Origin of the sequence: Microbacterium sp. NPDC096154, from assembly GCF_040302945.1 — a bacterium.
GTDB lineage: Bacteria > Actinomycetota > Actinomycetes > Actinomycetales > Microbacteriaceae > Microbacterium.
The window spans coordinates 147,563-171,437 of the sequence record NZ_JBEOSM010000009.1; the positions used below are offsets into that span (position 1 = coordinate 147,563).

Annotated in this window: 21 protein-coding genes; 10 read left to right on the forward strand and 11 right to left on the reverse strand. The window is 71.0% G+C overall.

What is annotated here, in order from left to right; genetic code table 11:
- Position 1 precedes the first annotated feature (1 nt).
- Entirely contained in the window at positions 2 to 883 is an 882-nt protein-coding gene (locus tag ABTW64_RS13235; protein WP_350623157.1) for a bifunctional methylenetetrahydrofolate dehydrogenase/methenyltetrahydrofolate cyclohydrolase, read from the forward strand.
- 84 nt (positions 884 to 967) lie between these two features.
- Here the strand turns inward: ABTW64_RS13235 and ABTW64_RS13240 are convergent, their stop codons facing one another.
- On the reverse strand, positions 968 to 2,422 hold the full coding sequence (locus ABTW64_RS13240) for a helix-turn-helix domain-containing protein (RefSeq protein ID WP_350623159.1): 1,455 nt from the start codon (positions 2,420 to 2,422) through the stop codon (positions 968 to 970).
- 128 nt (positions 2,423 to 2,550) lie between these two features.
- Here ABTW64_RS13240 and ABTW64_RS13245 point away from each other — a divergent pair, with 128 nt between their 5' ends.
- The 3 genes from ABTW64_RS13245 (at position 2,551) to ABTW64_RS13255 (ending at position 6,643) form a co-directional block, all read left to right on the forward strand.
- Positions 2,551 to 4,407 (forward strand): phosphoenolpyruvate carboxykinase (GTP), encoded by a 1,857-nt coding sequence (locus tag ABTW64_RS13245; RefSeq protein WP_350623161.1) that lies wholly within the window; start codon positions 2,551 to 2,553, stop codon positions 4,405 to 4,407.
- 176 nt (positions 4,408 to 4,583) lie between these two features.
- Positions 4,584 to 5,336 carry an IclR family transcriptional regulator gene (locus ABTW64_RS13250; protein WP_350623163.1) on the forward strand — a complete coding sequence of 251 codons (753 nt, stop codon included), beginning with the start codon at positions 4,584 to 4,586 and terminating at the stop codon, positions 5,334 to 5,336.
- Positions 5,337 to 5,470: 134 nt separating this feature from the next.
- Complete coding sequence (locus ABTW64_RS13255; RefSeq protein ID WP_350623165.1) at positions 5,471 to 6,643, forward strand: 4-hydroxybenzoate 3-monooxygenase; 1,173 nt, start codon at positions 5,471 to 5,473, stop codon at positions 6,641 to 6,643.
- A 27-nt stretch (positions 6,644 to 6,670) separates the two neighbouring features.
- Here the strand turns inward: ABTW64_RS13255 and ABTW64_RS13260 are convergent, their stop codons facing one another.
- From ABTW64_RS13260 to ABTW64_RS13285, 6 genes are all read right to left on the reverse strand, one after another.
- On the reverse strand, positions 6,671 to 7,918 hold the full coding sequence (locus ABTW64_RS13260) for a Bcr/CflA family efflux MFS transporter (RefSeq protein ID WP_350623168.1): 1,248 nt from the start codon (positions 7,916 to 7,918) through the stop codon (positions 6,671 to 6,673).
- A gap of 4 nt (positions 7,919 to 7,922) precedes the next feature.
- Positions 7,923 to 8,780, reverse strand: coding sequence for an ABC transporter ATP-binding protein (locus ABTW64_RS13265; RefSeq protein ID WP_350623170.1), 858 nt, complete (start codon positions 8,778 to 8,780; stop codon positions 7,923 to 7,925).
- Entirely contained in the window at positions 8,770 to 9,549 is a 780-nt protein-coding gene (locus ABTW64_RS13270) for an ABC transporter permease (RefSeq protein ID WP_350623172.1), read from the reverse strand. The genes ABTW64_RS13265 and ABTW64_RS13270 overlap by 11 nt, the downstream gene beginning before the upstream one ends.
- Positions 9,546 to 10,388, reverse strand: coding sequence for an ABC transporter permease (locus tag ABTW64_RS13275; protein WP_350623174.1), 843 nt, complete (start codon positions 10,386 to 10,388; stop codon positions 9,546 to 9,548). Before ABTW64_RS13275 ends, ABTW64_RS13270 begins: the two co-directional genes overlap by 4 nt.
- An 18-nt stretch (positions 10,389 to 10,406) precedes the next feature.
- On the reverse strand, positions 10,407 to 11,405 hold the full coding sequence (locus ABTW64_RS13280; protein WP_350623175.1) for an ABC transporter substrate-binding protein: 999 nt from the start codon (positions 11,403 to 11,405) through the stop codon (positions 10,407 to 10,409).
- A 136-nt stretch (positions 11,406 to 11,541) separates the two neighbouring features.
- Complete coding sequence (locus tag ABTW64_RS13285) at positions 11,542 to 11,982, reverse strand: MarR family winged helix-turn-helix transcriptional regulator (RefSeq protein ID WP_350623176.1); 441 nt, start codon at positions 11,980 to 11,982, stop codon at positions 11,542 to 11,544.
- A gap of 86 nt (positions 11,983 to 12,068) precedes the next feature.
- Here ABTW64_RS13285 and ABTW64_RS13290 point away from each other — a divergent pair, with 86 nt between their 5' ends.
- The 6 genes from ABTW64_RS13290 (at position 12,069) to ABTW64_RS13315 (ending at position 18,988) form a co-directional block, all read left to right on the forward strand.
- Entirely contained in the window at positions 12,069 to 12,992 is a 924-nt protein-coding gene (locus ABTW64_RS13290) for an SDR family NAD(P)-dependent oxidoreductase (RefSeq protein ID WP_350623178.1), read from the forward strand.
- A gap of 19 nt (positions 12,993 to 13,011) precedes the next feature.
- Positions 13,012 to 13,896, forward strand: a complete 885-nt coding sequence (locus tag ABTW64_RS13295; RefSeq protein WP_350623180.1) for an amidohydrolase family protein — start codon at positions 13,012 to 13,014, stop codon at positions 13,894 to 13,896.
- On the forward strand, positions 13,893 to 15,071 hold the full coding sequence (locus ABTW64_RS13300) for an acyl-CoA dehydrogenase family protein (protein WP_350623182.1): 1,179 nt from the start codon (positions 13,893 to 13,895) through the stop codon (positions 15,069 to 15,071). The genes ABTW64_RS13295 and ABTW64_RS13300 overlap by 4 nt, the downstream gene beginning before the upstream one ends.
- 40 nt (positions 15,072 to 15,111) lie before the next feature.
- The gene (locus ABTW64_RS13305) at positions 15,112 to 15,567 is read left to right on the forward strand and encodes a MaoC family dehydratase (protein WP_350623184.1); all 456 of its coding nucleotides are present in this window, start codon (positions 15,112 to 15,114) and stop codon (positions 15,565 to 15,567) included.
- Between the two features lie 49 nt (positions 15,568 to 15,616).
- Positions 15,617 to 17,236 carry an acyl-CoA synthetase gene (locus ABTW64_RS13310; RefSeq protein ID WP_350623186.1) on the forward strand — a complete coding sequence of 540 codons (1,620 nt, stop codon included), beginning with the start codon at positions 15,617 to 15,619 and terminating at the stop codon, positions 17,234 to 17,236.
- A gap of 75 nt (positions 17,237 to 17,311) precedes the next feature.
- Complete coding sequence (locus ABTW64_RS13315; protein ID WP_350623188.1) at positions 17,312 to 18,988, forward strand: tannase/feruloyl esterase family alpha/beta hydrolase; 1,677 nt, start codon at positions 17,312 to 17,314, stop codon at positions 18,986 to 18,988.
- A gap of 51 nt (positions 18,989 to 19,039) precedes the next feature.
- Here the strand turns inward: ABTW64_RS13315 and ABTW64_RS13320 are convergent, their stop codons facing one another.
- From ABTW64_RS13320 to ABTW64_RS13335, 4 genes are all read right to left on the reverse strand, one after another.
- Complete coding sequence (locus tag ABTW64_RS13320; protein WP_350623190.1) at positions 19,040 to 19,798, reverse strand: alpha/beta hydrolase family protein; 759 nt, start codon at positions 19,796 to 19,798, stop codon at positions 19,040 to 19,042.
- A 150-nt stretch (positions 19,799 to 19,948) separates the two neighbouring features.
- Entirely contained in the window at positions 19,949 to 21,814 is a 1,866-nt protein-coding gene (locus tag ABTW64_RS13325) for an ABC transporter ATP-binding protein (protein ID WP_350623192.1), read from the reverse strand.
- A 5-nt stretch (positions 21,815 to 21,819) separates the two neighbouring features.
- The gene (locus ABTW64_RS13330; RefSeq protein WP_350623194.1) at positions 21,820 to 22,026 is read right to left on the reverse strand and encodes an AsnC family protein; all 207 of its coding nucleotides are present in this window, start codon (positions 22,024 to 22,026) and stop codon (positions 21,820 to 21,822) included.
- A 124-nt stretch (positions 22,027 to 22,150) separates the two neighbouring features.
- On the reverse strand, positions 22,151 to 23,710 hold the full coding sequence (locus tag ABTW64_RS13335) for an aldehyde dehydrogenase family protein (protein ID WP_350623196.1): 1,560 nt from the start codon (positions 23,708 to 23,710) through the stop codon (positions 22,151 to 22,153).
- Positions 23,711 to 23,875: the final 165 nt, after the last annotated feature.

Sequence of the window (23,875 nt, forward strand, 5' to 3'; positions counted from 1 at the left end):
CATGCCCGCAGAGAAGCTGGATGGTGTCGCCACCGCGAAGGCGATCAAGGAAGAGCTCGCGCAGCGTGTCGCGGCACTCAAGGACAAGGGTGTGACGCCCGGCATTGCGACGGTTCTGGTGGGTGCCGATCCGGCGTCGCAGCTGTACGTCGGGATGAAGCACAAGCAGTCCGAGGCGATCGGGATGAACTCGATCCAGCGGGAGCTGCCCGCCGATGCCACGCAGGAGCAGGTGGAGGCGCTGATCGACGAGCTCAACGCCGACCCGGCGTGCCACGGGTTCATCGTGCAGCTGCCGCTGCCGAAGCACCTCGACACCGACGCGATCCTGGAGCGCATCGATCCGGCCAAGGACGCCGACGGCCTGCACCCGACCAATCTCGGCCGCCTGGTGCTGAACGTGAACGAGCCGATCACGACGCCTCTGCCGTGCACGCCGCGCGGGTGCATCGAGCTGCTCACCCGCAACGGGTACGACCTGAAGGGCAAGCACGTCGTGGTCGTGGGCCGCGGTGTGACGATCGGCCGTCCGATGGGGCTGCTGCTGACCCGCCGGGACGTGAACGCCACCGTGACGCAGGTGCACACCGGCACCCCGGACATGGGTCCGTATCTGCGTGAGGCCGACGTGATCGTGGCCGGCGCGGGGGTGAAGCACCTCGTGAAGGCTGAGCACGTCAAGCCCGGGGCGGCGGTGCTCGATGTGGGCGTGACCCGCGAGGAGGATCCCGAGACGGGCAAGCAGAAGGTGTACGGCGATGTGCATCCCGATGTCGCCGAGGTCGCCGGCTACCTCTCGCCCAACCCCGGCGGGGTGGGCCCGATGACCGTCGCGCTGCTCATGACCAACGTCGTCGAGGCCGCCGAGCGCAGTCTTTCTTAGCTCGCTTCGCTCGCGCGTCGTTCTCCTCGGGCGCCGCTTCGCGGGCCCTCGTCGAACCGACGCCGGCGCGGAGCGCCGGCCGGCTCAGCCCTGGTGGCGGTCGAGGAACTCGTAGACCGCGGTCTCGTCGACGCCGGGGAAGCGGCCGCGGGGGAGCGGCGCGAAGATGTGGGTGTGCACGCGCGCGCTCGGCCACGCGCGGTCGCGCCAGCGCGCCGACTGCTCGGCCGGTGCCCGGCGGCAGCAGCTCTCGTCGGGGCACGTGGAGATCTCGCGGTTGTGCGTCTCGCGGCCGCGCCACCACTTGGCGTCGTCGAAGCGCACGCCCACCGTGATCGAGAAGCCGCCGCGCTCGGCCGTGCCCGTCTGCGTCGAGCACCAGAACGTGCCGGCCGGGGTGTCGGTGTACTGGTAGTGCTCGGTGGTGCGGTTCTGCTGGTCGAACGCGTCGCGCGCGGCGAACTTGCGGCACACGATCTGACCCTCCACCGCGCCGGTCACGTCCTCGGGCAGCGGCAGCGCGTCGTTCTCGTACACGCGCTCGATCTGACCGGCGTCTCCCACGCGCAGGAAGTGCAGCGGCATGCCGAGGTGCCGGGTCATCAGGTTGGTCATCCGCATCGCCGCGGCCTCGTGCGTGACGCCGAACGCGTCGCGGAAGTCCTCGACCGCCAGATTGCGATCCTTCTTGGCCTGCTGCAGGAAGGCGACGGAGTTGGCCTCGGGCATCAGACAGCAGGCCGCGTAGTAGTTGATCTCGAGCCGCTGCTGCAGGAAGTCGGCATACGACGTGGGCGGCTGGTGCCCCAGCAGGCGGTGGGCCATCGCCTGCAACGCCATCGAACGCAGGCCGTGACCGCCGGGGATCGACGCCGGCGGCAGGTAGATCCGGCCGTTCTCGAGGTCGGTGATGGAGCGCGTCGAAGGCGGCAGGTCGTTCGCGTAGATCAGCTCGAAGCCCAGCTGCTCGGCCATGATGCTCACGGTGCGGTGCGTCAGGGCGCCCTGCGAATGGCCGGCGGCGCGGAGCTGCTTCTCGGCCAGCTGCTCGAGCTCGGGCAGGTAGTTGTCCAGGGCACGCATGCGCAGGCGCAGCTCGGTGTTGGCGCGGCGCGCCTCCTCGGGAGTGGCGATCGCCTCGCTCTCGCGGCGCTGCAGCTCGCGGTGCAGGCCGAGGATGGCCTCGATCGTCTCGTCCGGCAGAGTCTTCGTCACCTTGATGGGAGGGATTCCGAGGCTCCGGAAGACCGAGCTCGACTGCGCCTTCTCGAGCTCGATCTCGAGGGCCGCGCGGCGGTTCGGCGGCTCGCCGGAGATCAGATCCGTGACCGCCGTATGCGTTGCGGCGGCGATGGCCTGCAGCAGCGACAGCTTGGGCTCGCGCTTGCCGTTCTCGATCAGGCTCAGCTGGCTGCCCGCCACGCCCACCGCGGCGCCCAGCTCGTCGAGCGTGAAGCCCTGCTGCAGGCGGTAGTGCCGGATGCGGTGGCCGAGTGTCTTCAGTTCGAGTCCGGTCTTCGCATCGTCCCGAGGGGTCATTCCTTGATCGTATCTAAAGAATCGGGATTCTTTTGCCTCTGGATCAGTGAAACTCGTGCTTCTGCGGAGAGATGCTGGTTGAGCCCCCGGCACCTCCCCCCTTTGGGAAAGACGGTTAGGAATAACGCATGGCCATCATCGAGACCCCCACCGCCCGCGCGACCAGCCCGCTCGACGCGTACGGCGCCCAGCCTGCCGTCGAAGGACCGGGAATGGCCGCACTGGTCGCCTGGGTCGAGGAGATCGCCGCGCTGACGCAGCCCGACCGCATCCACTGGGTCGACGGCTCGGCCGCCGAGAACGCGGCGCTGCTCGCGCAGATGGTGGAGGACGGCACGCTCATCAAGCTGAACGACGAGAAGCGCCCGGACTCGTACCTCGCTCGCTCGGACGAGGGTGACGTCGCGCGTCTCGAGTCGCGCACGTTCATCTGCTCGGAGAAGCAGGAGGACGCCGGTCCGACCAACAACTGGGCCGCGCCGGATGAGATGCGCGCCACGCTGCGGCCGCTGTTCGAAGGCTCGATGAGGGGCCGCACGATGTTCGTCGTGCCGTTCTCGATGGGCAAGGTCGGCGGACCGATCTCGCAGCTCGGCGTGCAGCTGACCGACAGCCCCTACGCGGTGGCCTCGATCGAGGTCATGACCCGCGTCGGCGTCGAGGTGACCGAGCTCATCGCGCAGGGCACGCCCTGGGTGCGCACGGTGCACTCGGTCGGCGCACCTCTCGCGACCGGCGATCAGGATGTCGCGTGGCCCAGCAACGCCGAGAAGTACATCGTGCACTTCCCCGAGACTCTCGAGGTCTGGTCGTTCGGGTCGGGATACGGCGGAAACGCCATCCTGGCCAAGAAGTGCTACGCGCTGCGCATCGCCTCGGTTCTCGGCCGCGATCACGGCTGGATGGCCGAGCACATGCTGCTGATCCGCGTGATCGACCCGCAGGGCAAGGCCTACCACGTGGCGGCCGCTTTCCCGTCGGCCTGCGGCAAGACCAACCTCGCGATGCTGCGTCCCACCATCCCGGGCTGGAAGGTGGAGACGCTCGGCGACGACATCACCTGGATCCGTCCGGGTGAGGACGGGCGCCTGTACGCCATCAATCCGGAGGCCGGCTTCTTCGGCGTCGCGCCGGGCACCGGCGAGTCGACGAACGTCACCGCCGTCGAGACGCTGTGGGGCAACGTCCTGTTCACGAACGTCGCGCTCACCGACGACGGCGACGTCTGGTGGGAGGGCCTGACCGACGAGGCGCCCGCCCACCTGATCGACTGGCGCGGCGAGGACTGGACGCCCGACTCGGGTCGTCCGGCCGCGCACCCGAACTCGCGCTTCACGGTCTCGGCCGCCCAGGCGCCCTCGATCGCGGACGACTGGGAGGAGGCCGTGCCGCTCGACGTCATCCTGTTCGGCGGACGTCGCGCCACCAACGTGCCGCTCGTGGTCGAGGCCTTCAACTGGGAGCACGGCGTCTTCATCGGCTCGAACATCTCGTCGGAGCGCACGGCAGCCGCCGAGGGCAAGGTCGGCGAGCTGCGCCGCGACCCGTTCGCCATGATGCCGTTCTGCGGCTACAACATGGCCGACTACTTCGCGCACTGGCTCGAGATGGGCGGTCTGGCCTCGCAGCTGCCCAAGATCTACCAGGTCAACTGGTTCCGCCGCGGGGCGGACGGTCGCTTCCTGTGGCCGGGCTTCGGCGACAACTCGCGCGTGATCGACTGGATCGTCCGCCGCCTGCAGGGCGACGCGGAGGCCGTCGTGACGCCGATCGGCCTGGTGCCCGCGCCCGGCTCGCTGAACCTGACGGGCCTCGACGTGCCGCAGGAGGACCTCGACGAGCTGTTCTCGGTGGACACCGAGGCGTGGCTGCAAGAGGCCGACCTGACCGAGGAGTTCTACGACCTCTTCGGCGACAAGACCCCGGCAGAGCTGCGAGCGCAGCTGGACGCGCTCCGCTCTCGCCTCCAGGCAGCGAAGGACTGACCGCACTCGGTCCTTCGCCGCGATCGATCCGGAACCGGCGCCGCACTCGCCCCGGATCGTCGCGACAAAGAAACGGCCCGCCCCTCTCTTCCGATCCGGGGGCGGGCCGTTCACATCCCGGCGGTGGACCGCGGGGAGGGGACGCTGTGGCCCCGCCGGTCTGAGAGGCTGATGCCGTGGCCAACTCGACCTCGGGCGAATCCGTCGCAGAGCGCATCGTGCGCGTGCTGGAGACCTTCGACGCCGATCGCAGCGCGCAGACGCCGTCGGACATCGCGCGACGCGCGGGGTTGCCCACCTCGACCGCTCACCGCCTGGTCGGCGAGCTGGTCGCCACGGGCCTGCTCGACCGGGACGACTCGGGTCGCGTGCTGCTCGGCATGCATCTGTGGGAGGTCGCGCAACGCGGCTCGCGCGCGCTGCGGCTGCGGCAGGCCGCCCTGCCGTTCATGGAGCGCGTGCAGACGCGGGTGCGCGAGCACACGCAGCTCGCGGTGCTCGAGCAGGGGGAGGCGCTGTTCCTGGAGCGGCTCTCGCATCCGCACGCCGTCTCGAACATCACGCGCATCGCGGGGCGTCTGCCGCTGCACGCGTCGTCGTCAGGGCTCGTGCTGCTCGCGTTCGCCGACGCCGGCCTGCGCGAGCGGGTGCTCGCGTCGCCGCTGGCGGCCGTCACCCCCGACACCGTGACCGACCCACGCGAGCTCGAGGCGCTCCTGGCACGGATCCGCCGTGAGGGGCTCGTGGTGGCTCGTGGCTTCGTGGAACCGGTGTCCACGGGCATCGCCGTGCCGATCCGGCAGAGGCGCGACGTGATCGCGGCGCTTTCGGTGGTGCTGCCGCGCGAGGCGCCGACGGCCGGTGCGGTGGACGAGCTGCGCCGCGCCGCCGCCGCGGTCGGCCGAGTCCTCGCCGGTCCGGAAGACTGAGCTCGCTTCCCGTTCAACAGGAAACAGATCGCTCTCCACGTGCGGCGCTCGGAAGACTCGAGGCAGCCGACGGGCGCTCATGCCCGTCCGCCCGCCTTGAGCCCTGATGCTCCGAGCCGTCGAAGGAGACGACCATGACCGAACGCACCGCCGTGGCGATCGTCGGAGCCGGACCCGCCGGTCTGCTGCTGTCGCACCTGCTGGAGCAGGCCGGCATCGCCTCGATCGTGATCGATTCCCGTACCCGCGACGAGATCGAGACGACCATCCGCGCCGGCATCCTGGAGCAGGGGACGGTCGAGATCCTGCACGAGACCGGCGCCTCGGACCGCGTGCTCGCGGCCGGCAGCCGCCACGACGGCATCGAGCTGCGCTTCGAGGGCGAGGGGCACCGCATCGACTTCGCCGCCACCGTGGGGCGCGGCGTCTGGCTGTACCCGCAGCACGAGGTGCTGAAGGACCTCATCGCCACCCGCCTGGCTGCGGGCCAGGACCTGCGCTTCGGGGTGAGCGCCGTCGCCGTGGACGACGCCGAGACCGAGCGGCCGCGGGTGATCGCGACGGGGCCCGACGGCGAGCGGATCGAGATCGAGGCCGACGTCGTGGTGGGGGCGGACGGCTCGCGCGGGGTGACCCGCGCGGCGGTGACGGGAGCGCACGGAGGATACTTCCGCGAGTACCCGTTCGCCTGGTTCGGTGTGCTCTGCGAGGCCGCGCCCTCGGCGCACGAGCTCATCTACAGCAACGCCCCGGACGGGTTCGCGCTCATCAGCCAGCGCAGCGCCACCGTGCAGCGCATGTACTTCCAGTGCGATCCCGACACCGACCCGGATGCGTTCTCGGAGCGTGAGCTGTGGGACATCCTGCAGGCGCGCGTGCCGGGGACGACCCTGAACGAGGGGCCGATCTTCCAGCGCGATGTGCTGCGCTTCCGCAGCTTCGTCGCGCACGAGCTGCGGCGCGGTCGCGTCGTGCTGGTCGGCGACGCGGCCCACACGGTGCCGCCGACGGGCGCGAAGGGCATGAACCTCGCGGTCGCCGACGTCGTGCTGCTGGCCGATGCGCTCCGCGCGCTGCTGCGCGAGGGCGACGAGCGCCTGCTGGATGCCTACCCGGAGCGCGCCATGGAGCGCATCTGGAAGGCGCAGCACTTCTCGTGGTGGATGACGAGCATGCTGCACGTGTCACCCGACGCGAGCGACTTCGACCGGCGCCGCCAGGTGGGGGAGCTGCGATCGGTCGTCGAGTCGGAGCACGGCCGCGCGTACCTCGCCGAGGCGTACACGGGGTGGCCGCTCGCGCGGTGACGCGGCGCCGACCCCGCGCGGGCGCGATCACGCGGGGGTGACGGCCTCAGGCGCTGCGCGCCGCCGCTCCCAGGCCCGACCGAGCATCGACGCGATGAGCGCCAGCAGGATGGCTCCCGCCATGCCGGCGGCGGTGGGGACAGCGGTGTCGTCGCCCCACAGCCCGCCGAACGGCGACGCGGCCGCGCCGAGCGAGAACTGGAACAGCCCGAGCGCCGCCGAGCCGCCCCCGGCCGCGAACGCGGCTCGACCCAGCGTGAGGGCGGAGGCGTCCGACATGGACGCGGCGCATCCGGCGGTGAAGACGCACACGAGCGGCACCCAGGTCCACAGCGACAGCGTGCCGGTGAGGGCGAGCGCGAGCAGGGCCCCCGCCGCGGCGAGCGCTGCGACGTGCGCGACCCGCAGCGCGCGGGCGGCCCCCATCCGGCGCACGAGCCGTCCGTTGACCCATGCTCCGGCCACGAACGCGATGGAACCGCCCGAGAACGCGAGCGAGTACGTGATGGGCGACGCACCGAACACGCGCTGCACCACGAACGAGGACGAGCCGATGTACAGCATGAGCGCCCCGTAGCTGAAGGCGAAGGCGAGCGCGTAGGCGACGAAGGCGCCGTCGCGGCCCAGCCGCCCGAGGTTGCCGAGCAGTCGGCCGACGCGGGCAGGGTGCCGGCGATCGGGCGGCAGGCTCTCGGGGATCACGATCAGCGCGACGGCGAACATGATCGCCGCGATCACCGCCAGGCCGGTCAGCGCGGCGCGCCAGCCGCCCCAGGAGGTCAGCAGCGCGCCCAGCGGGCTGCCGAAGATCGGCCCGAGCCCCATCATCCCGATCAGGAGGCTGATGCCTCGGGCGGCCCGCTCGCCCTCGGCGAGGTCTGCGACGCACGCCCGCGCGAGGGCGGCGCCGGCCGAGCCCGAGAGGCCCTGCAGGGCGCGGAGCGCGACCAGCCAGCCGAGCGACGGTGCCGCCGCCGCGCAGAAGCCCGCGGCCGTGAACGCCCCGAGAGCGATCAGCAGCGTGCGGCGGCGTCCGAGCGCATCCGAGATCGTGCCGATCAGGAACTGCCCGACCGCCGATCCGATGAGGTACGCGGTCAGCGTCAGCTGCACCGCCGCGGGCGTCGCCTCGAAGTCTGCCTGCAGGCTCGGGAACGCGGGAAGGTACAGGTCGGTCGAGAACGCTCCGGCCATGCCGACGAAGCCCAGCGCCGCGAGCAGACCCGGCGTCAGCTCGGGCCGCGTCGGCGCCACCGCGGCGGAGCGGTCCGCCACGGCCTCAGCCGACCCGGGCCTCGTCGGGGCGGAAGCCTCGCTTGGCGAGCTGGATCTGCTCGTACACGTGGTGGCGCAGCTCGGTGAACCGCGGCAGAGCGCGGGTCTCGAGCTGGTCGCGCTGGTCCGGCAGGTCGATCACGAGATCCTCTTGGATCACCGTGGGCGACGACGACAGGATGATCACGCGCGAGGCGAGATACACGGACTCGTCGATGTCGTGTGTGACGAAAAGGATCGTCACCCCCAGGCGTTCCCGGATCGAGCGCACCAGATCCTCGAGGTCCGCGCGCGTCTGCGCGTCGACCGCGGCGAAGGGCTCGTCCATCAGCAGCACCTCGGGCTGGTACGCGATGGCGCGGGCGATCGCGACGCGCTGCTGCATGCCGCCCGACAGCTGCCACGGGTACGACTTCGGCACGTGCGACAGCCCGACGCTCTCGAGCGCCTCGGCCACGAGCTCGGCGCGCCGCGCCTTGGGGACTCCCGCGTTCTTGAGCGGCAGCTCCACGTTGTCGGCCACGCGCAGCCAGGGGAAAAGCGACCGGCCGTACTCCTGGAACACGACCGCCATCTTCTTGGGCGGGCCCGTGACGCGCTTGCCGTCGAGCACCACCTCGCCGCTGGTCGGCTCGAGCAGACCGGCGATGCACTTGAGCAGGGTCGTCTTGCCCGAGCCGGACGGGCCGACCAGGCAGGTCAGCTCGTTGCGGCCGAGGTCGAACGTGAGGTCGCGCACGGCCTCGATGTCGCCGCCGTCGGTCTCATAGACCTTCTTCAACCCGCGCACCGAGAGCAGGGTCTGCTCGGGCGGAAGCGTACGGCCGCGGCCGGCGGGGCCGGCGGTGTTCTCAGGAGGCATTCTGAAGGTCCTTCAGTCCGTAGTACCAGCGCAGGATGCGGCGCTCGACCAGCTGGAAGAGCATGGAGACCGCGAAGCCGACGAGCCCCAGCAGCAGGATGCCGCCCCACATCTGGGGCACGGCGAAGCTGCGCTGGAACTGGATGATCGAGAAGCCGAGGCCCGACGAGGTGTAGAGCATCTCGCTGATGACCATGAGGATGATGCCGATCGGCAGGCTCTGACGCACGCCCGCCAGGATCTGCGGAGCCGCGGAGGGAAGCACCTGATACCGCACGCGGTTCAGGCCGTGGATGCCGTACGAACGGCTGGTCTCGGTCTGCACCGAGTCGGCCGCGCGGACGCCCTCGATGGTGTTGAGGATGACGGGCCAGATCGCGCCGAAGGCGATCACGGCGACGCGCATGTCGTCGCCGATGCCGATCACGAGCGCGAACACCGGGATGAGCACGGGGGGAGGCACCGCGCGGAAGAACTCGAAGACGGGCTCGGTGAGCGCCCGCAGGCTGCGGTTGAGACCGACGAGCAGACCGATCAGCACTCCCAGGATGATCGCGATGCCCGTTCCCGCCGCGAAGCGCCCCAGGCTCGGCAGCACGTCCGTGAAGAATCGGGCCCCGATCCACGTCTCGAAGAACTCCGTCACGAGTGGCACGGGCTTCGGCATGAAGATGCTGGTGGTGCCGAGCGAGGCGACCCACCACAGCGCGATCAGGATGACCGGCAGCCCGAGCGCATAGGCCAGGGCGATCAGGGGCTTTCGCATCATGCCTCCCCTCGTACCGACTGGTGCCACGACAGCGCGCGGCGTTCGGCGGTGCGCACGCCGAGATTGATCACGACGCCCAGCAGGCCGGTGAGCAGCACGAGCGCATACGTGGACGCGTACAGGCCGGCGTCCTTGGAGAGTCCGATCTGCCTGCCGAGGCCCGGGGTGCCGATCACCAGCTCGGCCGTCACCGCCAGGATGAGCGCCACGGCCGCGGCCAGGCGGATGCCGGTGAGCAGGTACGGCAGCATCGTGGGGAACACCACGTCGCGCACCCGCTGCCACCACGAGAATCCGTAGCTGCGGGCCGTGCTCATGGCGACCGCATCGACATCCGCGACGCCGTAGAGCACCTGGATGAAGATCTGCCAGAAGGCGCCGTAGGTGATGATCAGCAGGCTCTGCTGAAGCGGCACGGCGAGCGCCAGCACCGCGAGCGGGATGAGGCCGACCGAAGGGATGGGGCGCAGGAACTCCACGGTGGAGCGCGTGGCCTTGCGCAGGAAAGGCGACAAGCCGATCACCGTGCCGAGAGGAATGGCCAGAGCGCCGGCGATGAGCATTCCCAATGCCCACGACAGCACGGTCTGCCCGAGGGCGGCCCACGTGCCGGTGAGTCCGGCGTTGAGAGCGAAGGTGGCGAGCACCTCGGATGCCGGCGGCAGGTAGACGGGATCGACGACCCCCAGGCGCGAGGCCACTTCCCACAGCAGGAGGAAGACGGCGATGCCGGCGAGCCCGAGCAGCAGGCGGCGCGGCCGGAACCGGCGCCGCCTGCTGCGGGCGTGCGCGACCGCCACCGTGCGGGTGATCGTGTCGTGCGGAGCGGTGAGCGACATGGTGGAGCGGTGCGTCGCTTACTCGAGGATGATCTTGTCGACGTCGGGCGCGCTCTCCAGGAACTGGAACTTCTGCGCCAGGTCGCTCAGGTCGGTGATGAGCTGCGGGTCGAGCTCGCCGTCGAGCCGCTCGAGCTTGATGCTCGACACGACGTCCGCAGGCATGTTCGTGAACTCGGTGATGGTCTGGTGGTAGCCCTCGACGTCCTCGGTGGCCGTGGCCAGCACATCCGTCACCGCCTCGCGCCACTGGGCCACGAGCTCGGGGTCGGAGTCCGCCAGCGAGCCCGACGTGAAGCTCACCATGGTGGGCATGCCGGGCAGCGCCACCTGGTTCGGGTGGCCCAGCACCGAGTACTTGTCGGGAGCCGCCATGGCCGCAGACAGGAACGGCTCCGGGATCCAGACCGCGTCGACGTTGCCGCCGTCGAGCTGGGCCAGGGCGTCGGGGAAGGCGACCTCGATGAACTTCACGGCAGCGGGGTCGCCGCCGTCCTTCTCCACGGCCTCCATGACCGTCAGGTCGCCCTGCGTCTTGATGGCGTTGGTCGAGACGGTCTTGCCGGCCAGATCGGCCCACGACTCGATGCCGTCGCCCGCGCGCGTGACGATCGCGTTGGCGTCCTGTCCGTCCTCCCAGGAGAACGAGTAGCCGCTCGCGATGCGCATGTCGACGCCCTGCGTGGCGGCGGTGAGCACCGAGAGGGGGTTGCCGACGCCGAAGTCGTACTGGCCGGTCGACACGGCGGGCAGCATCGCGGCACCGCCCTGCGCCATCTGGACGCTGACGTCGAGGCCGTGCTCCTCGAAGATGCCCTCGTCGATGCCGTACTGCACGGCGGCGGACGGTGCGATCGACAGCAGGCCGACGGTGATCGGGGTCAGCTCGCCGTCGCCGCCGGCGGCCGCCGACTCGGAGGCGGCGGGGCCGCTCGGGGAGCCCGAGCTGCACGCGGTGAGAGACAGAACGCCTGCGGCGACCAGCGCTGCGGCAGAGAGGAAGCGGGTGTGGGACATGGTGCTCAGCGACTCCTTTGTGACTGAGATGCGCCTGAGGGCGCCGGGTTGGGGCCAGTGAACACGCACTCGTTGAGATTGTCAATAGTTGCGAACATCACGCGAGCGTGGCTGACGGCCGGAGCGCGGCGTGGCCTCAGAGGGGGAACGCCAAGCGCATCAGCAGCTCACGCAGCCGATCCCGGTCGGTCTCGTCGAGCGGCTCGAGCGTCTCCTGCTCCCGCTCGCGCACGGCACGGGCGGCGGCCCGGTGCAGGCGCCGGCCCTCGTCGGTCGCCACCACGACCTTCGCGCGGCGGTCGTTCTCGTCGGGCTCGCGTGTGACGAGCCCGCGCTGCTGGAGGTCGTCGACGAGCGACACGACCTGGCTCGGGTCGAGCCACAGGTACTCGGCGATGTCGCGCTGCGACAGGCGGGCCTCCGCGGCCGCCAGCGCCAGCACCGAGTACGAGCGCACCCGCAGGCCGTGGGCGCCGAGCGCGTCGTGGGCGGCCGCCAGCGACCGCGCGTTGGCGCGGGCCAGCAGGAACGCCGTGTCGCCCGAGAGAGGCAGGTGCGTGCGCAGCTCGCTCTTCATGCCGCGACTGTAGCAAAGTGGATGAGATCAATCGTTGACATCCTCAAGGATGTGCGATTCGATGATCCCGATCGAAGGAGATTCACATGACGCTCACCGGCAAAGTCGCCATCGTCACCGGATCGGGCCGCGGGCTCGGGCTGGCCTACGCTCAGGAGCTCGCCCGCCAGGGCGCCTCTGTGGTCGTCAACGATGTCGACCAGGCAACGGCCGACGCCGCGGTGGCGTCCATCGTCGACGCCGGCGGCCAGGCGACGGCCGTAGTCGCGCCGGTCGGGCCGACCGAGACCGCCACGAGGCTCGTCGACGCCGCGTTCGACACCTACGGTCGTCTCGACATCCTCGTCACGAACGCCGGCGTGCTGCGTGACACCGTGCTGTGGAAGATGAGCGACGACGACTTCGACACCGTGATCAACGTGCACCTGCGCGGAACCTTCACGTGCGTGCGCGAGGCCGCCACCCGGATGCGCGAGCAGGGCGAAGGCGGTCGCATCATCACGATCGGCTCGCCCACCGGTCAGCGCGGGAACTTCGGCCAGACGAACTACGCCGCCGCCAAGGCGGGCATCGTGGGCATGGTGCGCACGTGGGCCATGGAGCTGAAGAAGGCGGGCATCACCGCGAACGCGGTCATCCCCGTGGCCGCGACCGCGATGACGGCGACCGTGCCGTACTTCGCCGCCGCGGTGGAGGCCGACGAGAAGGGCGAGCCGATGCCGTCGTTCTTCCGCCACGACCTCGGCTTCGGAACCGCGGCCGACGTGGCCGGGCTCGTCGCGTTCCTCGCGTCCGATGCCGCGGCCGGCGTCACGGGCCAGGCGATCGGCGTGGGCGGTGACCGCCTGCAGCTGTGGTCGCACCCCGAGCCGGTCGCGACCGCGTACCGCGAAGGCGGCTGGACCTACGAGGCGCTGGTCGAATCGTTCGCCGCCGAGGTGGGCGAGCTGCAGTCGGTGGGCGAGACCTTCCCGCCGCTGCCGGACGAGCTCCAGCGGCCCCAGGCCTGAGGCGGGGGAGCGGCCGCCGATGACTCGCTACGAGTCCGCGATCGACCTGGACGCGATCGACGCGATCGACACGCACGTCCACATCGAGGTCGATGCGCACGGGCATTCGTCGCTGCCCGATGACCTCCAGGAGGCGGCGAGCCGGTACTTCCGCACGGATGGGCCCCGCCCGGACCTCGACAGCATCGCCGACTACTACCGCGAACGCCGGATGGCCGCGGTCGTCTTCACGGTCGACGCGACCACGAACCTCGGGCAGACGCCGATCTCGAGCGCCGACATCGCCGAGGGCGCCGCGCGCAACAACGACGTCCTCATCCCGTACGGCTCGGTGGATCCGAACCGTCCGGACGCGCTCGACGCGATGCGCCGGCTGCTCGACGAGAACGGCGTGCGGGGCTTCAAGTTCCACCCCACCGTGCAGGGATTCTCGCCCGACGCCGAGCGCTTCTTCCCGCTGTACGAGCTGCTGCAGGAGGCCGGTGTCCCGGCGCTGTTCCACACGGGGCAGACCGGGATCGGCGCGGGCATGCCGGGAGGTCGCGGCCTGCTGCTGGGGCTGTCGAACCCCATGTTGCTCGACCCGGTCGCGGCGCGGTTCCCGGAGCTGCAGATCGTGATGGCGCACCCGTCGGTTCCGTGGCAGGACGAGGCGCTCTCGGTGGCCACGCACAAGCATTCGACGTGGATCGACCTGTCGGGCTGGAGCCCGAAGTACTTCCCCGCCGAACTGGTGCGGTACGCGAACTCGATCCTCAAGGACCGCATCCTGTTCGGCTCGGACTTCCCGCTGCTCACGCCCGATCGCTGGATGCGCGACGCCGAGATGGCGGGCACGTTCAAGCCCGAGGTGCTGCCCGGGATCATGAAGCACAACGCCGCCCGCCTGCTGGGGCTGTCGTGACGGGCGCCGACGCCGTGCTCGACCGCTACGGGTTCGCCGAGCGGCACCTCAGCGATGCCGCGCGGCGCGTGCTGGCGGGCCTGTCCGAAACGCTCCAGCGCGACATCCTGCCGCTCATGGCCGAGGCGTGGGACCGCGCCGTCATGCCCGACGAGGTGCTCGGCGCGCTCGTGCCGCTGCGCCTGATGGACCCCGAGGGCGTGGACGGTCAGGAGGCGGACTCGAGCATGTTCTCGGGCTTCCGATGCTTCACGCTCGCGCGCGCCGACGTGTCGGTCGCGACCAACTACACGGCCCAGGCGGGCCTCTTCCGCACGACCATCCGGTTCGGCGGCTCGCCCGAGCAGGCCGCGCGGTGGGATCCGCTCGTGCGCTCGTTCGAGATGAAGGGCGTCTTCTGCCTGACCGAGCCGGATCACGGATCCGACATCGCGGGCGGGCTCGCCACGACCGCCCGGCGAGAGGGCGATGAGTGGGTCATCGACGGCGCCAAGCGCTGGATCGGCGGCGCCGCCGCGGCGGACGTCCTCGCGGTCTTCGCGCGCGACGAGGTCGACGGTCAGGTCAAGGCGTTCCTCGTGGACCGGCACGACCCGGGCGTGGACATCCGCATCATCACGGGCAAGGTGTCGCTGCGGCCCATGCAGAACGCCCACATCACGCTGCGCGGCGTGCGCGTGAGCGAGGAGCGCCGCCTGCACGGGGTGAACTCGTGGCGCGACGTCGCGGGCCTGCTGCGCCGCATGCGCTCGGACGTCGCCTGGGTGGCGACCGGGCTGCAGGCCGGGGCGCTGGACGCCGCCGTGCGCTACACGACCGCCCGGCAGCAGTTCGGCCGCCCGCTCGGCGGCTTCCAGCTCGTGCAGGAGAAGCTCGCGCGCATGCTCGGCAACGTCACCTCGTCGCTCGCTCTGGTCACGTCGCTCTCGGCGAACCAGGACGCGGGCGTGTGGAGCGACGAGAACTCGGCGCTGGCCAAGATGGTCACCGCCGAGCGCGCACGCGAGACCGCGGCGCTCGCACGCGAGGTGCTCGGCGGCAACGGGCTGCTGCTCGAGCACGACGCGGCCCGGTTCTTCGCCGACGCCGAGGCCGTCTACTCCTACGAGGGCACGCACGAGATCAACGCCCTCATCGTCGGACGCTCGCTCACGGGCGCGTCCGCCTTCGCCTGACGCCGATCCACGGACCACCCGACTCCAACGGAGGAATGACATGACCACCACCGCCACCTTCGACGAGCTCACCTCGCTCGCCGGCCGCGACCTCGGCTGGACCGAATGGGCCGAGATCGCCCAGGACCGCGTGAACACGTTCGCCGACGCGGTCGACGACCACCAGTGGATCCACACCGACCCCGAGCGCGCGAAGGACGGGCCGTTCGGCGGCGCGATCGCCCACGGCTTCCTGACGCTGTCGCTGGCCACGCGATTCTGGAGCGAGCTGCTCGAGACCGAGGGCGTGACCACGAAGGTGAACTACGGCCTCGACAAGGTGCGCTTCATCTCGCCCGTCCCCGTCGGGGCGCGCGTGCGGATGAACGCCGTGATCGCCGAGGTGGAGGAGGTCAAGGGCGACGGCGTGCAGTTCACGGTCGACCAGACGTTCCAGATCGAGGGATCCGAGCGTCCCGCTGTCGTGGCCCGCGGCCTGTACCGCTTCTACCGCTGAGCCGGCTCGGCTCGCCCCCACCCGCATCCCCTCAACGACGAGGAGCGACATGACGTACCCGGGAATCGGCGCCTGGCCCGCCACACGCCGCATCAGGACGCCCGACAAGACCGCGCTGATCTTCGGCGACCGGTCGTACACCTACCGCGAGTTCGCGGACGCGGCCGATCGCGTCGCGGCCGTGCTCGCCATCAAGGGGCTCGGCAAGGGGGATGCCGTCGCCTACCTCGGCGAGAACAGCCCCGCGTTCCTGTTCACCCTCTTCGGCGCCGCGCAGATCGGCGTGGTGTTCGTGCCGGTGAACACCCGGCTCGCCCCGCCGGAGGTCGCCCACGTGCTGACCGACAGCGGCGCGCGGGCGGTCATCTGCGACCCAGAGCTGTACGAGAAGGTCGTGCCCGGCGTCGAGGCCGCGGGAATCGCGCATGTCATCCTCACGGGCGAGGGGACCGACGCCGACCCGGGCCTGAACCGGCTCATGACGGTGCCGAAGGGCGGCCACCTGGATGTGCCGGTGGCGCCCCAGGACCCGGCGATCATCATGTACACGTCCGGCACCACCGGCAAGGCGAAGGGCGCGGTGCTCACGCACGCGAACCTCACCTGGGTGTCGCTCAACTGCGTGCTCGACTACGACCTGGTCTCGAGCGAGGTGGCCCTGCTGATCTCGCCGCTGTTCCACGCCGCGGCGATGGGCATGGGGGCGCTTCCCATCGTGCTCAAGGGCGGCACGATGGTGCTCGAGAAGGGCTTCGATCCGGGACGCGCGCTCGCCCTGATCCAGCAGCACCGCATCACGATGCTGAGCGGGGTGCCGACCACCTACCAGCTCATGGCGGACCATCCCGACTGGGACGGCACCGACCTGTCGAGCCTGCGCCGCCTCACGTGTGGCGGTTCGGCCGTCCCCACCCGCATCCTCGACGAGTACGAGGCGCGGGGCCTGAAGTTCACGCAGGGCTACGGCATGACCGAGACCTCGCCGGGCCACACGGCCCTGTCGGCGGATCGCACGCGCGACAAGCAGGGCAGCGTGGGCCTGCCGCATTTCTTCTCCTCGGTGCGCATCACGGACGAGAAGGGCGACGTCGTGCCGCGCGGCACCGTGGGCGAGATCGAGGTGCGGGGGCCCAACGTGTTCCCGGGCTACCTCAACCTCCCCGAGGAGAACGCCAAGGCGTTCACCGATGACGGCTGGTTCCGCACGGGCGACATGGGCTACCTCGACGCCGACGGTTTCCTGTTCATCGCCGACCGGCTCAAGGACATGATCATCTCGGGCGGCGAGAACATCTACCCCGCCGAGGTCGAGAACCACCTGTTCGACATCGAGGGCGTCACGGGCGCCGCGGTCATCGGCGTGCCCGACGAGAAGTGGGGCGAAGTGCCGTGGGCGGTGCTCACGGTGCAGCACGGCGCGGAGCTCACGACCGAGCGCGTGCAGGATCACCTGAACGGCCGGATCGCGCGCTACAAGATCCCGAAGAACGTCGTGATCGTCGACGAGCTGCCGCGCACGGCGTCGGGCAAGGTGCGCAAGGCCGACCTGCGCGCGCGCTTCGGCGCGGGCGCCGAGAACCCCCGCCCCACCGGCACCGCCATCCCGTGGCAGACGGAGACCATACGCACGGCGGCGTCGGCCGATGGCCGGAGGTGGCCGAAGGGCTGAGACCGACCGCGGGGAGGAACGCTTCCAGACTCGCCCGCAACGGTGCGGGCGTGAACCCTCGATGAGGAGGACCCCATGAAGTCAGCACCTCGGGGTGCGTTCGCCGCGATCGCGGCGGCCGCACTCCTGCTCGGCGCGCCGCTGTCTGCGACAGCGGCGCCGCCGAAGTCCGCCCCCGCCGTCGCGCCGGCGACGCCGGGGGCGCTGCTCGAATGCGAGTCGCTCACCGGCTTCGCCTTCGAAGCGACCCGCATCACCACGGCCACCTTCGTCCCCGAGGGAGCGCAGCCCGCCCACTGCCGCGTCACCGGTCAGACGAACGAGCGGATCGGCGAGGACGGTCAGCGTTACGCGATCGGCTGGGAGATGCGCCTGCCGGCTGAGTGGGCCGGGCGCTACCTCTACCAAGGCAACGGCGGCATCGACGGGTCGGTCGCTCCCGCCCTCGGGAACTTCACGGGCGGCCAGGAGCAGTCGGGCCTGGCGATGGGCTTCGCGATCATCAGCTCCGACGCGGGGCACACGGCCGCGCAGAACGGCTCGTTCGGCAACGACGGCCAGGCGCGCCTCGACTTCGGCTACAACACCGCGGTGACGCTGACGCCGCTGGCGAAGGCCCTGATCGCGGAGGCGTACGGTCGAGGGCCGGACACCTCGTACTTCGCGGGCGGATCGAACGGCGGGCGCCACACGATGGTCGCCGCGACGCGCCTGGCCGACGAGTACGACGGCTTCCTGCCGGTCGCGCCGGGCTTCAACCTGCCGCAGGCCGCGGTGGCGCAGATCGCCGAGGCGCAGCTGTTCAACACCGTCGCGACGGTGCCGGGCAACCTCAACTCCGCGATCACTCCCGCCGAGCGCGCGGTGATCAAGGCCGGCATCCTCGAGCGCTGCGACGGGATCGACCGGCTGCGCGACGGCCTCGTGCAGGACAGCGAGCGCTGTGCGAAGTTCTTCGACATCCACCGGGATGTGCCCACGTGCGAGGGCGAGCGGGACGGCACCTGCCTGACCGTCGCGCAGAAGGACGTGCTCGCCCAGGTCTACGCCGGCGTGACCACCAGCACCGGCGAACAGATCTACGAGTCGTTCCCCGTCGACGCGGGCATCACGAACGGCGACTGGGCGACGTGGAACCTGTTCATCAGCGTCGCGCTCGACCCGCTGGCCGCGGGCACGGTGTTCATGCCGTACCCGGATTCCTCGATCGTCGCGTCGCCGCTGACGGCGGACATCGACGCCATGGAGGCGGGCATCTACGAGGCCGGCCTGTCGGGCCAGAGCGCGATGCAGTTCATGACGCCGCTCGGGGACGACACCGACTACGACACGCTGCGTGACACCGGAGCGAAGATGATCGTGCTCCACGGCGCGTCCGACGCGGTGTTCAGCGCCGACGACACGGCCCGCTGGTTCACGGCGGTCGACAAGGCGTACAAGAACAAGGCGGAGGAGTTCATCCGGTACTTCCAGGTGCCGGGCATGGCCCACGTCTCGGGCGGCGCCTCGACCGACAAGGTCGACGCCCTCGGTGCCCTCATCGACTGGGTCGAGAACGGCGTCGCGCCGGACCGCCTGATCGCCGAGGCCCGGGGCGACAACGCCGAGGCGATGGCGGCGGGTCTCACCGCCGGCGCCGAGCGCCCGCTGTGCGTGTACCCGCTGGTTGCGCGTTACGTCGGCGGCGATGTGAACTCCGCCGATAGCTTCGCCTGCAAGCCGAGCTCGGGCGGCCCGAACACCGCGGGCTGAGCCCGCCGCCGGGCCGGTGCGCGACAGCGCGCCGGCCCGGTGCGCACGGCCTCAGTCGAGATAGGCCTCGGCCCATGCCGAGATGATGCGAGCGGCACGCGCCGCCTGCCCGCGCCCGGTCAGGAAGTGGTCGGCGCCGTCGAGGTCGACGAAGCTGCGCGGATGATGCGCGGCGAAGAAGATCTCCTGAGCGTTCTTGATCGGCACCATCGCGTCATCCGGGGAATGCAGGATGAGCAGCGGCGTGCGCAGGCGCTCGATGACGTCCGACAGGTCGGTGCGGCGCAGGTCCTCGATGAAGTCGCGGCGCAGCGTCAGCTCGCGCCCGCCGACGCGCCACTCCGCCTCGCCCTCGGCCATCACCAGGTCGGCGATGTGCTCGAAGTTGTGCTCGGCGTGCTGCGGCTCGTACGGTGCTCCCACGGTCGCCACCGCGCGCACGTCCGGGCACTGTCCGGCCGCGGCCAGCACCGCGGCGCCGCCGAACGAGTGACCCACCAGCAGCGACGCCGGCGTGCCGCGCTCGGCCAGGAACCGCGTCGCGGCGACCGTGTCGGCGACCTTGAGCGAGAACGAGCTGTCGGCCCAGTCGCCGCCCGAGTCGCCGAGGCCCAGGTTGTCGAACCGGAGCATCCCGATGCCATCCGCCGCGAGCGCCTTCGAGATTCGGGCCGCGGCGGGGCTGTCCTTGCCGAGGGTCAGGCCGTGGCTGAACACGCCCCAGCCGCGCACCTCGCCCTCGGGGATCTCGAGCACGCCCGTCAGCACGGGCCCCGCAGTGGAAGGGAACTGGATGGTCTCACGCGTCACGCGCCCCATCATCCCAGGTGCGCCGCATCGCGCGCGGGCGCGATCCTGGCCCCGACGACACGTGTCGTGCACGAGGGCACGCCGTCTGAGCGCTCAGATCGCGTGTCCTCGTTGAGAGCACGTGTCGTGGCGCGGGGAGGGAGGGGTGAGTCAGACCAGCAGCTGGTGTCGGGCGAGATCGCGGTAGAGCGGCACGGTGGCCACGAGCTCGGAATGCGTGCCCTCGCCGATGACCTCGCCGCGCTCGAGCACGACGATCCGATCGCTGTCGATCACCGTCGACAGGCGATGGGCGATCACCAGCAGCGTGCGCCCCTCGGCGACCGCGTCGATCGCGTCGCGCATGAGCTGCTCGTTGAGGCCGTCGAGCGATGACGTCGACTCGTCGAGCAGCAGGATGGGCGGGGCCGCCAGCAGCGCGCGCGCGATCGCCAGGCGCTGGCGCTCGCCGCCCGACAGCATCACGCCGTCTTCCCCGACCGGGGTGTCGATGCCGAGGGGCGATCGGTCGATCACGCCCCCGAGGTTCACGGCGCGCAGCACGCGGTCGCAGTCGGCGTCGGAGGCGTCGGGGGAGGCCAGGCGCAGGTTGTCGGCGATCGTGCCGGCGAGCGTGGGAGCATCCTGCTCGACGTAGCCGAAGCGCGCCCGCAGGTCGTCGCGCGACAGCTCGCGCACATCCTGCCCGTCGAGCTCGATGCGTCCGGACGTGGGGTCGTAGAACCGCTCGAGCAGCGCGAGGATCGTCGACTTGCCGGCGCCGCTCGGTCCCACCAGCGCGACGCGTGATCCGCGGGGCACGTCGAACGAGATGCCGCGCAGCACGTCGTCGCTCGTCGGTGCGGCGCTCTCGCCCTCGCCGAGCGGCACGTGCGCCTCCAGCGCCTCCCGGGTCGCCCTCTCGCGCGCGGCCACCGCCGCCTCGGGGTACCGGAACCGCACGTCGCGGAACGCGATGGCCGGGGCGCCCGGCACCGGGGCGGCCGGCCGCGGCGGCGCGTCGGCGGCCGTCTCCTCGGGGAGGTCGAGCACCTCCTGGATGCGTCCCAGTGCGCCGAGAGCCTGGCCCACGCTCGCGATCGCGCCGAAGGCCGAGGCCAGCGGCATGACCAAGAGGAACAGGAACATCACGAACGTCACGAGACTCGCCACCTCGACCGCGCCCGACGCGACGCGCATGCCGCCGACGCCCAGCACGACCAGCATCGACGCCTGCAGCGCGACGCCGGCGATCGGCACGACCAGAGCCGAGGCCTTCGCCACTTCGACACCGGCGTCGTACGCCTCCTTGGCCTTGGCGGACACGGCGCGCTCCTCGCGGTCTGTCGCACCGGCCGCGCGGATCGTGCGCACGGCGCCGATCGCGCGCTCGATGCCGCTCGTGAGCTCGCCGACGCGAGCCTGCTGCGCGGCCGTCGCGCGGCGCATCCGGCCGCTGAGGGAGACCACCGCGATCACGCTGATCCCCAGCACACCGACGATGCTCAGCAGCAGGACGGGGTCGATCACGAGCATGGCGATCAGCGCGCCCAGGAACAGCAGCACGTTGCCGACGCTGTCGGCCAGGCCCTGCGTGAGCACCGCGTAGAGCATCGTGGTGTCGGTGCCCACCCGCGAGACCAGGTCGCCCGTGCGCCGGGCGTCGAACTCGGACACCGGCAGGTGCAGGATGCGTGCGATCAGCCGGCGCCGGCTCGACAGCACCACCGCCGTGCCCGTGCGCTGCAGCAGGAAGTGCTGGTAGGCGCTGATGGCGGAGGACACGACGACGAACAGCACGAGTGCCCACACCAGGAAGCCCAGCGTCTCGCCTGCCTGCACGCGCTCGATGACCTGCCCGATCAGGAGCGGCTGCACGAGTGTGGCGATCGCGGCGAGCACGCTGAGCGCCGAGACCCAGACCAGCACGCGCGTGTGCTCGAACAGGAAGGGCAGCAGCTGCCGGAGGGTCGCGCGGGGGCCGTGGTCCTCGCGGGGGCGGGCGAACGGGCTGCGTCGTGCGGGCGCGTCGGACATGGGGCTCACTTCCGGCCGAACTTCTTGTGCGCGGCCTGCTTCGTGATGCCGAGCGCGGTCGCGATGGCCTCCCAGGAGTAGCCCCGCATGCGAGCGCGGCGCACCTGCGCCTCCTCCTCGCGGCTGAGCGCACGGCGCTGCTCGGCGATGCGGAAGAGCTGTGCGATCGGCTCGTCCGGATCGGACCCGAGAGCGGTGACGGGATCGGCCATGCCGTCAACAATAGTTGACGCTTCGTGTGTCGGCAAATCGCCCGAGTACGACCGACATCCCGAGCGGTCGACGCGAAGGGGCCCGGCCGGCGATGAGCCGGGCCGGGCCCCTGGAGCGATGGCGTCAGTGCGCCATCTGGGCGAGTGCCTCCTCGTCGAGCGTCGCGATCGAACGGGTGTCCTGGAAGGCGCGGACGCCCTCGATGCCCTGCTCGCGGCCGAAGCCCGACTGCTTCATGCCTCCGAACGGTGCGCGCAGATCCAGACGCGTGGCGCCGTGGTCGTTGACCCAGACGTAGCCGCACACCAGCTGTGAGCCGATGCGCTGCGCGGTGGCGGGGTCGGCGGTCCACACGGAGCCGCACAGGCCGCCCCAGGTGTCGTTCGCCGCGGCGATCGCGTCGTCCTCGGTGTCGAACGGCAGCACGGGGATCACCGGGCCGAACTGCTCCATCGTCACCACGCGCAGCGTCGGGTCGGGGTCGATCACCAGCGCCGGGCGCAGGAAGTTGCCGCCCTCGAGCTCGCCGCCGGGCAGCTCGCCGTACTCGCGCACCTCGGCACCGGCGTCCTTGGCCTCCTGGATGATCTCCTCCACGAACGCCTTCTGCGCCGGCTGGTGCAGCGGACCCATCGTGGTGCCCTCGTCCAGGCCGTAGCCGAGCACCACCTTCTGCAGGCGCGCCTCGAGGCCCGCGACGAGCTCGTCCATCCGCGACCGGTGCACGTACACCCGCTTGGCGTTCATGCAGATCTGGCCGGTCGTGTCGTAGATCGCCGCGAACAGGCGGTCGAGGTGCGTGTCGTCGAGGATGGCGTCCTCGGCCACGATCGCCGCGTCGTTGCCGCCGAGCTCGAGCGTGACGCGCGTGAGCGACTTCGACGCCATCTCCATCATGCGCTTGCCGCCGTTGACGCTCCCCGTGAAGCACAGCTTCGCGACATCCGGGTTCTGGATGAGCGCCGCCATGTTCTCGTCCTTGCCGGTCACGACGTTCAGCACGCCGGCCGGCAGCTTCTCGGCCACGCGCTGCACCACGCGCGTCGTGGCGAGCGGTGCGGAGGGCGGCGGCTTCACGATCGCCGTGTTGCCCGCCAGCAGCGCGTGAGGCAGCGAGGCGCCGAGGATCGCGATGGGCCAGTTGAACGGGACGATGATGGTCGTCACCCCGAGCGGCTGGTAGGCGATCTGGGTGGTCACGGGGATGCCGGGTGCGGGCTCGAGCACCTTGCCGCGGTCGACCTCCTCCGCCAGCGCGAGGGCGAGGTTCCACCGGATCTCGAACACGAGCGCGTCGACCCAGGCCTCCATCCGGATCTTGCCGTTCTCCTGCGACAGGATGGCGGCGTCCTCGTCGCGGTCGTCCGCGATGCCGGCGATCGCCTCGGCCATGGCGGCCGCGCGCTCCGTGGCCGACAGCGCCGACCAGGCGGGGTAGGCGGCCTTCGCGGCCGCAACGGCGTCCGCGACATCCTGCGGCGACGCGGCGGCGGCCTCGCCCACGATGGTCCCGCGCTTGCCCGGGTCGGCGATCTCGAGCACCTGCTCGGTGTAGCGCTCCTCACCCCCGATGTACAGCGGCGTGCGCACCGCCGCGGCGGACCTCGGCGCGCTCACCTCCGTGTCGGATGCGGAGCCGGACGCCGCGTCCGTGCTGACCACGGCGTTCTCGATGTCGGTCATTCGATCACTCACCTCTCTGTGTGTGCTGCTGTCCGCGCCGGGCGCGCGGGGTCGTTCTGGTCTGGAGACGCCGCCGGGGCCGTCGGCGGCGCAGGTTCATCGGGTGGGGGAGAGCCGTCGAGTTCAGTGTGATCCACGACGAGACCCCGGACAAGGACGAGATCG

Coding starts and splice junctions, on each gene's coding strand:
- ABTW64_RS13310 (WP_350623186.1), top strand. CDS start 15,617: ATGACGTACCCGGGAATCGGCGCCTGGCCCGCCACACGCCGCATCAGG.
- ABTW64_RS13305 (WP_350623184.1), top strand. CDS start 15,112: ATGACCACCACCGCCACCTTCGACGAGCTCACCTCGCTCGCCGGCCGC.
- ABTW64_RS13270 (WP_350623172.1), bottom strand. CDS start 9,549: ATGATGCGAAAGCCCCTGATCGCCCTGGCCTATGCGCTCGGGCTGCCG.
- ABTW64_RS13295 (WP_350623180.1), top strand. CDS start 13,012: ATGACTCGCTACGAGTCCGCGATCGACCTGGACGCGATCGACGCGATC.
- ABTW64_RS13240 (WP_350623159.1), bottom strand. CDS start 2,422: ATGACCCCTCGGGACGATGCGAAGACCGGACTCGAACTGAAGACACTC.
- ABTW64_RS13330 (WP_350623194.1), bottom strand. CDS start 22,026: ATGGCCGATCCCGTCACCGCTCTCGGGTCCGATCCGGACGAGCCGATC.
- ABTW64_RS13335 (WP_350623196.1), bottom strand. CDS start 23,710: ATGACCGACATCGAGAACGCCGTGGTCAGCACGGACGCGGCGTCCGGC.
- ABTW64_RS13290 (WP_350623178.1), top strand. CDS start 12,069: ATGACGCTCACCGGCAAAGTCGCCATCGTCACCGGATCGGGCCGCGGG.
- ABTW64_RS13245 (WP_350623161.1), top strand. CDS start 2,551: ATGGCCATCATCGAGACCCCCACCGCCCGCGCGACCAGCCCGCTCGAC.
- ABTW64_RS13265 (WP_350623170.1), bottom strand. CDS start 8,780: ATGCCTCCTGAGAACACCGCCGGCCCCGCCGGCCGCGGCCGTACGCTT.
- ABTW64_RS13325 (WP_350623192.1), bottom strand. CDS start 21,814: ATGTCCGACGCGCCCGCACGACGCAGCCCGTTCGCCCGCCCCCGCGAG.
- ABTW64_RS13285 (WP_350623176.1), bottom strand. CDS start 11,982: ATGAAGAGCGAGCTGCGCACGCACCTGCCTCTCTCGGGCGACACGGCG.
- ABTW64_RS13315 (WP_350623188.1), top strand. CDS start 17,312: ATGAAGTCAGCACCTCGGGGTGCGTTCGCCGCGATCGCGGCGGCCGCA.
- ABTW64_RS13235 (WP_350623157.1), top strand. CDS start 2: ATGCCCGCAGAGAAGCTGGATGGTGTCGCCACCGCGAAGGCGATCAAG.
- ABTW64_RS13275 (WP_350623174.1), bottom strand. CDS start 10,388: ATGTCGCTCACCGCTCCGCACGACACGATCACCCGCACGGTGGCGGTC.
- ABTW64_RS13255 (WP_350623165.1), top strand. CDS start 5,471: ATGACCGAACGCACCGCCGTGGCGATCGTCGGAGCCGGACCCGCCGGT.
- ABTW64_RS13280 (WP_350623175.1), bottom strand. CDS start 11,405: ATGTCCCACACCCGCTTCCTCTCTGCCGCAGCGCTGGTCGCCGCAGGC.